Origin of the sequence: Pseudomonas fluorescens (assembly GCF_041354075.1) — a bacterium.
Classification (GTDB): domain Bacteria; phylum Pseudomonadota; class Gammaproteobacteria; order Pseudomonadales; family Pseudomonadaceae; genus Aquipseudomonas; species Aquipseudomonas fluorescens_CE.
The window spans coordinates 247332-258112 of sequence record NZ_JARZGC010000008.1 but is presented as its reverse complement, the minus strand read 5'-3'; the positions used below and the strand labels follow the sequence as shown (position 1 = coordinate 258112).

Genomic DNA, 10781 nt, shown 5'->3' with positions numbered 1-10781 from the left:
TGGGTCGAAGGCTTCTTCGAAGTGTTCGCCACCACCGCGCTGGCGTTCATCTTCACCAGCATGGGCCTGGTGTCCAAACGCCTGGCGACGACCGCGACGCTGGGGTCGGCCTCGCTGTTCATGCTCGGCGGCGTGCCCGGTACGTTCCACCACATCTATTTCTCCGGCACCACCACGCCGGTGATGGCGGTGGGCGCGACCTTCAGCGCTTTGGAAGTGGTGCCGTTGATTCTGCTGGGTTATGAAGCCTGGGAAAACTGGCGGCTCAAGGAAAGGGCTGAATGGATGGCGCGGATTCGCTGGCCATTGCAGTTCTTCATCGCCACGGCGTTCTGGAACATGCTCGGCGCCGGTGTCTTCGGCTTCCTGATCAACCCGCCGATTTCGCTGTATTACATCCAGGGCCTGAACACCACGCCACTGCACGCCCACGCCGCGCTGTTCGGCGTCTACGGCTCGTTGGCACTGGGTTTCAGCCTGCTGATCCTGCGTTATCTGCGGCCGAACCTGCAGTTCAATGATCGCTTGATGAACACCGGTTTCTGGTGGCTCAACGGCGGACTGGCGCTGATGATCTTCACCAGCCTGCTGCCGGTCGGCATCCTGCAATTCTACGCCAGCGCCAGCCAGGGCTTGTGGTACGCCCGCAGCGAGGCGTTCATGCAACAGGACCTGCTGCAAACCCTGCGCTGGGTGCGCACCTTCGGCGACATCGTGTTCCTGGTCGGCGCGTTTGCGGTGATCTGGCAAATCGCCGGCGGGCTGCTGTTTTCGTCCCGCCATCCGCGCGCGGTCCGCACGACGGAGTTCACCGGACAGCGCTGACGCAGATGCTTGAACACCTGACGCCCGGTGCCCTGCACCGGGCGTTTTGCATTTTCAGGGGGAACAGCACCCAGTGCCAGACCCGGCCAGGGACATGCCCTACAACCATTCGGGAAGCGTCCGACACAATCAATCCCACTGTTTCATTAAGATTCTCGCCCAGCATTCAGTGAGCAGCACATTGGCGCTGGCGGCACCGTCGCAATGACCGGGGGTGCTGCAAGAAGCCATCTACACTGAAAAGCGCGAACCCTACCTCCCCCACTGGCCGAGATCCTATCGACGTGCCCAGCATCTACCAGATCAAACCTGCGTTTCAAAATCTCCTGCGGCCACTGGTTCGACGACTGTTCAGCAACGGCACCACCGCCAACCAGATCACCTTGATCGCCGGCCTCGGCTCGGTGGTGGTGGGCCTGTTCATCGCCAGCCTGGTGCACCACCCCTGGGTATTTGCTCTGGTCCCGCTGTGGATGATCGCGCGCATGGCGCTGAACGCCATCGACGGCATGCTTGCCCGGGAATTCAACCAGCAGTCGCGTCTGGGGGCTTACCTCAACGAGCTCTGCGACATTGTCGCGGACTGTGCGCTGATCCTTCCCTTTGCCCTGTTGCCTGGCGTCAGCCTGTGGCTGGTGCTGCTGGTTACCCTGCTCGCCCTGTTCAGCGAATACACCAGCGTGCTGGGCCCGATGGTCGGCGCTTCGCGGCGCTATGACGGGCCGATGGGCAAGAGTGACCGGGCCTTCGTGCTGGGGGTGATGGCTGCCGCCATCGCGCTGGGCTGGATGAGTGCGCCGTGGATCAACGGCGTGTTCACGATAATTGCGGTGCTGTTGATCTGCACGCTGATCAACCGGGTCCGACAGGGCCTCAAGGAAGTACAACCCGACAACCCTTCAGCATAAGGAAATGGCAATGCGCGAAGCTCTGCACCAGACCTTCACCACCCATGACGGCGTGGAACTGTTCTACCGACACTGGCCCGCCACCCCTGCCCCGGGCGAACCGCGCAAAGCCGTCGTGTTGTTTCACCGCGGCCATGAACACTCAGGGCGCATCGCCCACCTGGTGGATGAACTGGATCTGCCCGGCTTCGACTTCTTCGCCTGGGACGCTCGGGGCCACGGCCTCTCTCCCGGTGCCCGTGGCGACAGCCCGGGGTTTACCAGCAGCGTGCGGGACGTGCAGACCTTCTGCGAGCACCTGGGCACGACGTACCGGATAGAAGAAGAAAATCTCACCATGATTGCCCAGAGTGTCGGCGCCGTCATCGTGGCCACCTGGGCCCATGACTACGCGCCGCGCATACGCTCGCTGGTGCTGGCGTCACCGGCATTCAAGGTCAAGCTCTACGTGCCTTTCGCCCGCCAGGGCCTGGCCTTGATGCGGCGGTTTCGTGGCAACTTTTTCGTCAACAGTTACGTCAAGGCGCGCTTTCTCAGTCATGACCCGCAACGTGTCGCCAGCTACGACAACGACCCGCTGATCACCAAGGCCATTTCGGTGAATGTCCTGCTTGGCCTTTATGAAGCTGCCGAACGGGTGGTGGCCGATGCCCAGGCCATCCAGATCCCCACGCAAGTACTGATCTCCGGTGCCGACTTCGTGGTGCATCGCCAACCCCAGGAGCAGTTCTTCGAGCGCCTGGGCAGCTTGCACAAGGAAAAACATGTCTTGCCGGGGTTTTTCCACGACACCCTGGGCGAAAGGGATCGCGCACCGGCCATCGCCAGCGCGCGCCGCTTCATCCTGGAGAACTTCGAACTGGCGCCGGGGCGTCCCTCCCTGCTGAACGCTGACCGTCTCGGCCTGACCTGCGCCGAATCCGAGCGACTGGTGACACCACTGCCGCGCAACTCCCTGGGCGACCTGTACTGGCGCATGATCCGCGCCAGCATGCGCCTGGGCAGCCGGCTGTCGTCCGGAGTCAAGCTGGGCTTCGACACCGGTTTCGATTCAGGAAGCACTCTGGACTACGTCTACCGCAACACCGCCACCGGCACCTCGGGTGTGGGTCGCCTGATCGATCGCAATTACCTGGACTCCATCGGCTGGCGCGGCATCCGCCAGCGCAAGCTTCACGTCGAGGAGCTATTACGCCTGACCATGGCGCAACTCCGTGAGGAGGGCCGCGAGGTGCGCATCGTCGATATCGCGGCCGGACATGGGCGCTACATTCTCGAAGCCTTGCAGGGCGTCGATCCGCTGCCAGAGTCGATCCTGTTGCGCGACTACAGCGACATCAATGTGCGTGACGGCAGCGCGCTGATCCGCGAAAAGGGCCTTGAGACCATAGCCCGATTTGTCAAGGGCGATGCCTTCGATCGCGACGACCTCGCCGCCCTTGATCCCAGGCCGACCCTGGCGGTGGTGTCCGGCCTCTACGAGTTGTTCACTGACAACCGAATGGTCGCTGCCTCCCTCGCCGGGCTGGCCGACGCCCTCGAGCCCGGCGGCTATCTGGTGTACACCGGCCAACCCTGGCACCCGCAACTGGAACTGATCGCCCGGGCCTTGACCAGCCACCGGGAAGGTCAGGCGTGGGTCATGCGTCGGCGCACCCAGGTGGAAATGGATCAACTGGTGGAGGCTGCGGGATTTCGCAAGGTCGGCATGCGCGTCGATCAATGGGGCATTTTCAGCGTGTCTGTCGCGCGACGGGTGTCGTGATGCTGCGTGACGCAATCACGCTTCGCGAGCCGGGCCTGCTGAAGCCTGCGCTGCTCTGGCTATTGCTCCTGGCCCCAGTGTTCTTCGGCACCTACGGCTTGGCCACCTGGGTCACCACTCAGCGCGACGACGTCGGCAGCCTGGTGTTCGGCTGGGAAAGCCATATGCCGTTCTGGGACTGGAGCATCGTGCCCTACTGGTCCATCGACCTGCTGTACGGCCTGTCACTGTTGCTCCCGGCCAGCCGCCTGGCCCTCAAGCGCCACGCCCTGCGCCTGCTCACCGCTCAACTGGTCGCCGTCAGTTGTTTCCTGATCTGGCCGCTGCGCTTCACCTTCGCTCGACCTGAACTCGAGGGGGTATTCGGCTGGCTGTTCGATGTGCTTGCAGGTTTTGACAAACCGTTCAATCAGGCGCCTTCCCTGCACATTGCATTGCTGGTGGTGTTGTGGAGTTGCTACCAGCGGTATTTGCACGGGCGTTGGCGTGTACTGGTGCATGCCTGGTTCACCCTGATCGGGGTCTCGGTGCTGACCACGTATCAGCACCATTTCATCGACCTGCCCACCGGCGCCCTGCTCGGCTGGCTGTGCGTCTGGCTGTGGCCACTGGAGGGCCCCGGCCCACTGCACGACGCACGCCTGGCAACCCAGAGAAAACGCTGGCGCCTTGCGCTGTATTACCTGCTGGGAGCAGCGATGTTCGCGATCCCGGCCTTCCGCTTTTCGAGCGCTTGGTTGTGGTTACTCTGGCCCGCGCTCGCCTTGCTGCTCGTCGCATTCAATTACGCGGTGCTGGGCGCGGCGGGTTTTCAAAAACGCGCTGACGGACGCCTGTCCCCTGCCGCACGCTGGCTATTCGCTCCTTATCTGGCGGCCGCCTGGCTCAATTCACGCCTGTGGACTCGCAAGCACCCACAGCCCGATCAGGTGATCGATAATGTCTGGCTGGGGCGCTTGCCGACCCGAAAGGAACTCGAGCGCGGTCCCTTCACAGCGATGTTGGACCTGTGTGCCGAGCTGTCGATCGACCCGGGCACAATCGCCTATCGCACGCTGCCGACCCTGGACCTGACGGCGCCCACAGGCCTGCAATGCCGGGAAGCGGCAAGCGCCATCGAAAGCTTTCGCCAACACGGTCCCGTGCTGGTCTGCTGTGCGCTGGGTTATTCGCGCAGCGCGACGGCGCTGGCCGCCTGGCTCGTGCACTGCGGACGGGCCTCCAGTGTCGATGAAGCGATCCAGCTGATTCGGCGCGCACGACCCGGCGTCGTACTGGGCCCGCTCCAGCGCCAGGCGCTGGAGCATTCACTCATCATGGAGCGCCCCTGTGTCCATTGAAATGCAGTTGCAGGTGACGGCCAGCCTGTTGCGGCGTGGCAGTTCGCTGGATCGGTTGTCCACCGGGCTCACCCTGATCGGGGCCTTGCTCGGCCTGAGTCAGTACGTGATGGCAAGCACGGTGGGCTGGGGCCTGGTCTGCGGCAGCATCCTGTTGGTTATTGGCCTGTGGCAGAAATACTGGGCAGTGCGCGTCGCCTTCGATGCCGATCTGTTCCAGCACCTGGCCACTGGCGAGGATGACCTTGATGAACGAATGCAATCGCTGGACAAGGCGCTGACGACGCTGAATCTGCAACCGTCGAACCGCGGGGGCCGCCCCTGGAGTGAGCGCATCACCGGCGCTCTCAAACTGCTACGCCGCCAGGCCCTGCTGGTGGCAGCACAAACGTTGGTGGCGCTTGCATTCATCCTCGCCAGCCCATGGCTGACCTTTGCCGGATAAGGAGACATCATGTTGGAACCCGTGGTTGCCACCGTCATTACCTCAGTTGCCCGCCTCCTCACCGGCGCCCGTAGCCTGTGGCTTGGCTGTGCGCCGGAACCGGTGCAGCGCATTTATTTCGCCAACCACAGCAGTCATGGCGATTTCGTTCTGCTGTGGGCTTCGCTGCCTCCCACCCTGCGTACCATCACCCGACCTGTGGCCGGCTCGGACTACTGGCTCAAAAGCACGGTGCGGCGTTACATCATCAATCGGGTGTTCAACGGTGTACTGGTTGACCGTGAACGCAAGGACGCTGCCGACAATCCCTTGCAACCGATGCTCGATGCCCTGGAAAACGGCGACTCGCTGATCATCTTTCCCGAAGGGACGCGCAACCTCGAAGAGGGATTGCTGCCATTCAAAAGCGGGCTGTACCATTTGGCCAGACAATATCCCCAGGCTCAATTGATTCCGGTTTGGATCGCCAACCTCAATCGAGTCATGCCCAAGGGGCGCGTCCTGCCACTACCGTTGCTGTGCACCATCAGTTTCGGCGCTGCGCTGTCCCTGGATCAGGACGAAAGCAAGGCGCAGTTTCTCGAACGCAGCCGCCATGCGCTGCTGAGCCTGGCCGGGGAGCATGCCTGACATGGACAGACAAACCTTGATGTTGTTCGGCGGGATTGGCGGGCTCCTGCTGCTGGCCTCGCTGATCGGCCTGATTCTCAAGCGCCGCAGCCATGGCGCCCTCAACCCGGTGATCGACAACCTCAACGCACGGATCAACGCCTGGTGGGTCATGGTGCTGGTGATCGGTGTCGCCTTCTGGCTTGGTACAACAGCGGTGATCGTGCTGTTCTATCTCGTGTCCTTCTACGCCCTGCGCGAATTCCTTACCCTCACCCCGACGCGTCGCAGTGACTACCCGGCACTGGTTGCGGCCTTTTACCTGGCGCTGCCGTTGCAGTACCTGCTGATTTACTACGACTGGTACGGGCTGTTTTCGATTTTCATTCCGGTGTACGTGTTTTTGCTGTTGCCGATCCTCGCGTCCCTGGGTGGTGACAGCACGCATTTCCTTGAGCGCGCCTCGAAGGTCCAGTGGGGCCTGATGATTGCGGTGTTCTGCGTGTCTCACGTGCCAGCCCTGCTGACCCTAAACATCCCGGACTATGAGGGGCGAAATCTGCTGCTGATCGCCTATCTGGTGATCGTGGTGCAGATGTCGGATGTGCTGCAGTACGTCTGCGGCAAATTGTTCGGCAAACGCAAGATTGCCCCGAACCTGTCACCGTCCAAGACCGTGGAAGGCTTCGTCGGGGGGATTGTGCTGGCGTCCCTGATCGGTTGTGCAATGTGGTGGATTACACCGTTCACTCCTTGGCAATCGTTGCTCATCGCGCTGCTGATCAACCTGCTGGGATTTGCGGGCGGTATCGTGATGTCGGCCATCAAACGCGATCGAGGGGTCAAGGACTGGGGGCACATGATCGAAGGCCATGGTGGCATGCTCGACCGATTGGACTCGGTATGTTTCGCGGCGCCGATCTTCTTTCACCTGGTTCGCTACGGCTGGACCTGAGTGCGGTGAAAACCCGCTGCAAAAAAAAGACCCCGATCACTCGGGGTCTTTTTCAGTCAGTGGCCTGACTCAGTGCTGCAGGGCCGGCTTTTGTTCCCCGTTGATCGGGATGCGCTTGGCCTTGGCCTCTTCCGGAACGACCCGCAACAGGTCAATGCTCAACAGACCATTGCGCAGGTCTGCGGCCTTGATCTCGATGTGATCGGCCAGACGGAAGGACAGCTTGAAGGCCCGCTGGGCGATGCCTTGATGCAGGAAGGTCACGCCTTCGTTCGCATCACGCTTGCCACCACTGATGGTCAGTACACCCTTCTCGACTTGCAGCTCCAGATCGTCTTCCTGGAAACCGGCCGCCGCCACGACGATACGGTACTGGTCATCACCGTGTTTTTCGACGTTGTAGGGAGGGTAAGTGCTGCCTGGTTCGTTACGCAGGGCGGTTTCGAACAGGTCGTTGAAACGGTCGAAACCTACCGAGGAACGGAACAGTGGAGCCAGGGAAAATGCAGTAGTCATGATTCAAATCTCCTGAAAACAATCAGCAAGTTTTTTTGTCTCCGCGACCCGAATTCGGCATCGCGTAACCCTTAGATAGGGACCGCCAAAAACTTTTCAAGAGGTTTTTTTCAACTTTTTTTCAAGCCGCCTGCGTGACCGGCAAGCCGAGCAAACGCGAGACTTGATCCGGTTCCGTCTCCCGGCGCAGCACGGTAAACAGTTCGGTCGCCTCGGGATAATTGCGCGTCAGCATCGCCAGCCACTGCTTCAGGCGACCCGGCGACTGACGTGGCGTCATTTGCGCCCTGGCCTGCAACCAGAAATCCTGGACCAGCGGCAACAGCTCGGCCCAGGTCATCTCGACCACTTCTTCACCGGCGCGTGCCGCCATGATCTGCCGGCCCAGGTCCGGACGCGACACCAGGCCGCGACCGAGCATGATGTCTTCCACGCCGCTGATTTCCCGGCAACGACGCCAGTCTTCGACACTCCAGATGTCGCCATTGGCGAACACCGGGACCTTGACCACGTCCTGCACGCGCGGGATCCACTCCCAGTGGGCCGGTGGTTTATAGCCATCGGTCTTGGTTCGCGCATGCACCACGATGTGTTCCGCACCACCGTCGGCCAGGGCCGTGGCGCAATCGAGCGATCCGTCGGGGCTGTCGAAACCCAGGCGCATCTTTGCGGTGACCGGAATGTGCGCCGGCACTGCGCGGCGGACATGCTCGACGATCCGGTTCAGCAGCTCGGGTTCCTTGAGCAGCACCGCCCCGCCCCGCGACTTGTTGACGGTCTTGGCCGGACAGCCGAAATTCAGGTCGATGACTTCAGAACCCAATTCGCAGGCCAACGCCGCGTTTTCCGCCAGGCACACGGGATCGGAACCCAACAGTTGCACGCGCAACGGCACGCCTGCGGCGGTACGTGCACCGGTCAGCAGCTCAGGGCCGAACTTGTGAAAATAGGCCGGGGTGAGCAACTGGTCGTTGATCCGGATGAACTCGGTCACGCACCAGTCGATACCACCCACTCGCGTCAGCACGTCACGCAGGATGTTGTCGACCAACCCCTCCATGGGCGCCAGGGCAATTTGCATGAAAAACACACTCGTGGAAAAACGTGCGGCAGTTTACTGGAATCCAACGGGCGCCGCAGGTTCCATTACACGAACACTGCCCCCTGTAGGAGCGAGCATGCTCGCGATGGAGAATCAGACAACGCGGGCTGCCTGACACCCCTCTTTATCGTTCACGACCATCGCGAGCATGCTCGCTCCTACAAGGAAAGGGAAAGATCCAACGCCGGGCCATAGCCCTCGATGAATTCGGCCGGCATGCGCTTGGGCCGACCAGTGGACAGTTCGATGCAGACAAAGGTGGTTTGCGCGCGCAACAACGTGGCGTTGTCGCGCGGGCGCTTGAGTTGGAAGTGTCGGGTCATTTTCAGGCGCTGGTCCCAATCGACGATCCAGGTCGCCAGTTGCAACTGGTCACCCTCGTAGGCCGCCGCCAGGTAATCGATCTCGTGACGCACCACCGCCATCGCCCGGTCCAGGCGCCGGTACTCGACCAGATCAAGGCCCAGGCGCTGAGAGTGGCGCCAGGCGCAGCGTTCGAGCCAACTCACGTACACTGCGTTATTGGCGTGCCCCAGGCCATCGATGTCCTCGGCGCCCACTTCCAGATCGATGATAAATGGCGTTGCCCGATCCCAGCCCATGCCCCACTCCCGGTCAGATTGTTTCGACCGGGGCAGTGTAACGGATGCTCAGGCCGATTGGCGCGATTGCAGGCTGCGGCCGGCCAGCAGTGATAACACGCCATCAATGACACGCGGGTCGGCCAGCACCCGTTGATGACCGCCCTCGGGCAGCTGCAACAATCGGCTGTCAAACCAGGCGTCGTGGATCAACTGGGATTCCTTGACCGAGACCAGGCGGTCGTCTTCGGCGTGAACGATCAGGCCGGGCATGTCGAGCTGATAGTGCGCGACATCCAGTGCCGCCGCGCGCATGCCGACGTCTTTTTCAACCTGACGAATGAACGCCGAGCGGGCTTTGGGCGGCAGTCGCACGTAACGGGCGAAACCACGCAGCACCCCGAGAATTTTCGCCGGTGCGGCAATCGTCACCAGGGTTTCGGTGCGCAGCCCCAACTGGACCGCCAGCATGGCACTGGCGCCGCCCATCGAGTGACCGATCACCGCCCGCAAGGGCGGCAGCTCGGCAGCGGCCTCAAGCATGGCGCGGGCGAACAGCATGACATTCGCTTCGCGTCCGGGGGAACGGCCGTGGCCCGGCCCATCCAGCGCAACGGCGGTGTATCCCGCCTCGACCAGTGCATTGATGAGGCTGGCAAATTGCGTCGGCCGGCCTTCCCAACCGTGCATCAGCAACACGGCGGGGCCCTGCCCCCAGCGCAACGCCGAGAGACCGAAACGCAGCGTGATGCGTTCGGAGCTCGCCAGCAGCGGCAACTCCCAATCACGGGGCGGCAGATCCCGCGGGGTCATGAAGGCCAGGCGCATTTTCGCCGCGACCAGCTTCGGTGCAAACCAGCCCAAGGTGCCATTAACGCCACGAACCCATTTCAACGTGCTCATCGCTCACACTCCCCAGGCCGTGGCCTTCAGGTCATTGCACCGCCGACTTGGCGGCGCGCAGCAATCGATCGGACAACTCACCCGGACCCAGCGCCCGCGCCAGGGCCAGGCCACCGACCATCAGCGCCATATCGGCCAATGCCTTGTCGGTGTCCTCCGGGCTGGCCGCCAACTGCGCGACCATCAACTCCACATGCTCGTTCAAGGCCACGCGAAACGCGTCCGGCAGTCGCCCCAGTTCACCGACCGAAGCCGGGATCGGGCACGCCGAATCAGACGAATCGCGGTGTTTGCGCGACAGGTAGAACGCCGCCACCAGGGCGCGACGCTCTTCACCGGTCAAGTCGGCGTCCATGTCGGCGATCAGTCCACGGCGGTGACCGAGCAGTTGCTTGAACGCTTCCAGCATCATCGCGTCCTTGCTTTCGAAGTGCGCATAGAAGCCGCCCACCGTCAGGCCGGCCGCTCCCATCACTTCGCCCACGCTCGGTTCGGCCGGGCCACGCTGAATCAGCGCGGCACTGGCGGCCTTGAGAATGCGTTCGCGGGTTTGAGCTTTTTTGTCGTTCATCGTTGCCTCCAAATATTACGACTAGAATATTATTCTCATAATAATTTTCTGCAAGCGGTAAGTGTGACCGCCGGTCTGAAGCGAAGCTGGAAAGAAATGAGGGAGTTTGGCCAAACGCCAGACAAACAAAAGGGCCATTCAATAATTGAATGACCCTTATAAAATCCCGCAGAGCGGGTAATCGTGGCGTCCCCTAGGGGACTCGAACCCCTGTTACCGCCGTGAAAGGGCGGTGTCCTAGGCCACTAGACGAAGGGGACG

12 protein-coding genes and 1 tRNA gene are annotated in these 10781 nt (G+C 61.9%); 7 read left to right on the top strand and 6 right to left on the bottom strand.

Translation table 11 applies throughout. From position 1 onward, the window contains the following. From QIW53_RS13745 to QIW53_RS13715, 7 genes are all read left to right on the top strand, one after another. A partial coding sequence (locus QIW53_RS13745) for a cbb3-type cytochrome c oxidase subunit I (protein ID WP_371050137.1) occupies positions 1-825 on the top strand: 825 nt, incomplete at its 5' end. 284 nt (positions 826-1109) lie between these two features. Beyond that, positions 1110-1733 carry a CDP-alcohol phosphatidyltransferase family protein gene (locus QIW53_RS13740; protein ID WP_371050136.1) on the top strand — a complete coding sequence of 208 codons (624 nt, stop codon included), beginning with the start codon at positions 1110-1112 and terminating at the stop codon, positions 1731-1733. Positions 1734-1743: 10 nt separating this feature from the next. After that, positions 1744-3498 carry a bifunctional alpha/beta hydrolase/class I SAM-dependent methyltransferase gene (locus tag QIW53_RS13735; protein WP_371050135.1) on the top strand — a complete coding sequence of 585 codons (1755 nt, stop codon included), beginning with the start codon at positions 1744-1746 and terminating at the stop codon, positions 3496-3498. Next, positions 3498-4838, top strand: a complete 1341-nt coding sequence (locus tag QIW53_RS13730; RefSeq protein WP_371050134.1) for a phosphatase PAP2/dual specificity phosphatase family protein — start codon at positions 3498-3500, stop codon at positions 4836-4838. The genes QIW53_RS13735 and QIW53_RS13730 overlap by 1 nt, the downstream gene beginning before the upstream one ends. Next, positions 4828-5283 carry a hypothetical protein gene (locus QIW53_RS13725; protein WP_371050133.1) on the top strand — a complete coding sequence of 152 codons (456 nt, stop codon included), beginning with the start codon at positions 4828-4830 and terminating at the stop codon, positions 5281-5283. Before QIW53_RS13730 ends, QIW53_RS13725 begins: the two co-directional genes overlap by 11 nt. Positions 5284-5292: 9 nt before the next feature. Next, on the top strand, positions 5293-5913 hold the full coding sequence (locus QIW53_RS13720; protein WP_371050132.1) for a lysophospholipid acyltransferase family protein: 621 nt from the start codon (positions 5293-5295) through the stop codon (positions 5911-5913). 1 nt (position 5914) lies between these two features. Further along, positions 5915-6847 (top strand): phosphatidate cytidylyltransferase, encoded by a 933-nt coding sequence (locus QIW53_RS13715; RefSeq protein WP_371050131.1) that lies wholly within the window; start codon positions 5915-5917, stop codon positions 6845-6847. Positions 6848-6916: 69 nt separating this feature from the next. On the opposite strand, the gene QIW53_RS13710 is transcribed toward QIW53_RS13715, so the two are convergent. The 6 genes from QIW53_RS13710 to QIW53_RS13685 form a co-directional block, all read right to left on the bottom strand. Further along, positions 6917-7363: an Hsp20 family protein gene (locus QIW53_RS13710; RefSeq protein ID WP_371050130.1), complete on the bottom strand. Its 447-nt coding sequence runs from the start codon at positions 7361-7363 to the stop codon at positions 6917-6919. A gap of 121 nt (positions 7364-7484) precedes the next feature. Next, complete coding sequence (locus tag QIW53_RS13705) at positions 7485-8444, bottom strand: tRNA dihydrouridine synthase (RefSeq protein ID WP_371050129.1); 960 nt, start codon at positions 8442-8444, stop codon at positions 7485-7487. A 179-nt stretch (positions 8445-8623) separates the two neighbouring features. Further along, complete coding sequence (locus QIW53_RS13700; protein WP_371050128.1) at positions 8624-9067, bottom strand: acyl-CoA thioesterase; 444 nt, start codon at positions 9065-9067, stop codon at positions 8624-8626. 48 nt (positions 9068-9115) lie between these two features. Further along, entirely contained in the window at positions 9116-9949 is an 834-nt protein-coding gene (locus QIW53_RS13695; RefSeq protein WP_371050127.1) for an alpha/beta fold hydrolase, read from the bottom strand. Between the two features lie 31 nt (positions 9950-9980). After that, positions 9981-10520 (bottom strand): TetR/AcrR family transcriptional regulator, encoded by a 540-nt coding sequence (locus QIW53_RS13690; RefSeq protein ID WP_371050126.1) that lies wholly within the window; start codon positions 10518-10520, stop codon positions 9981-9983. A 184-nt stretch (positions 10521-10704) separates the two neighbouring features. Continuing rightward, positions 10705-10780: transfer RNA gene (locus QIW53_RS13685), tRNA-Glu, on the bottom strand. Position 10781 lies beyond the last annotated feature (1 nt).

Coding starts and splice junctions, on each gene's coding strand:
- QIW53_RS13735 (WP_371050135.1), top strand. CDS start 1,744: ATGCGCGAAGCTCTGCACCAGACCTTCACCACCCATGACGGCGTGGAA.
- QIW53_RS13730 (WP_371050134.1), top strand. CDS start 3,498: ATGCTGCGTGACGCAATCACGCTTCGCGAGCCGGGCCTGCTGAAGCCT.
- QIW53_RS13720 (WP_371050132.1), top strand. CDS start 5,293: ATGTTGGAACCCGTGGTTGCCACCGTCATTACCTCAGTTGCCCGCCTC.
- QIW53_RS13715 (WP_371050131.1), top strand. CDS start 5,915: ATGGACAGACAAACCTTGATGTTGTTCGGCGGGATTGGCGGGCTCCTG.
- QIW53_RS13710 (WP_371050130.1), bottom strand. CDS start 7,363: ATGACTACTGCATTTTCCCTGGCTCCACTGTTCCGTTCCTCGGTAGGT.
- QIW53_RS13705 (WP_371050129.1), bottom strand. CDS start 8,444: ATGCAAATTGCCCTGGCGCCCATGGAGGGGTTGGTCGACAACATCCTG.
- QIW53_RS13700 (WP_371050128.1), bottom strand. CDS start 9,067: ATGGGCTGGGATCGGGCAACGCCATTTATCATCGATCTGGAAGTGGGC.
- QIW53_RS13695 (WP_371050127.1), bottom strand. CDS start 9,949: ATGAGCACGTTGAAATGGGTTCGTGGCGTTAATGGCACCTTGGGCTGG.
- QIW53_RS13690 (WP_371050126.1), bottom strand. CDS start 10,520: ATGAACGACAAAAAAGCTCAAACCCGCGAACGCATTCTCAAGGCCGCC.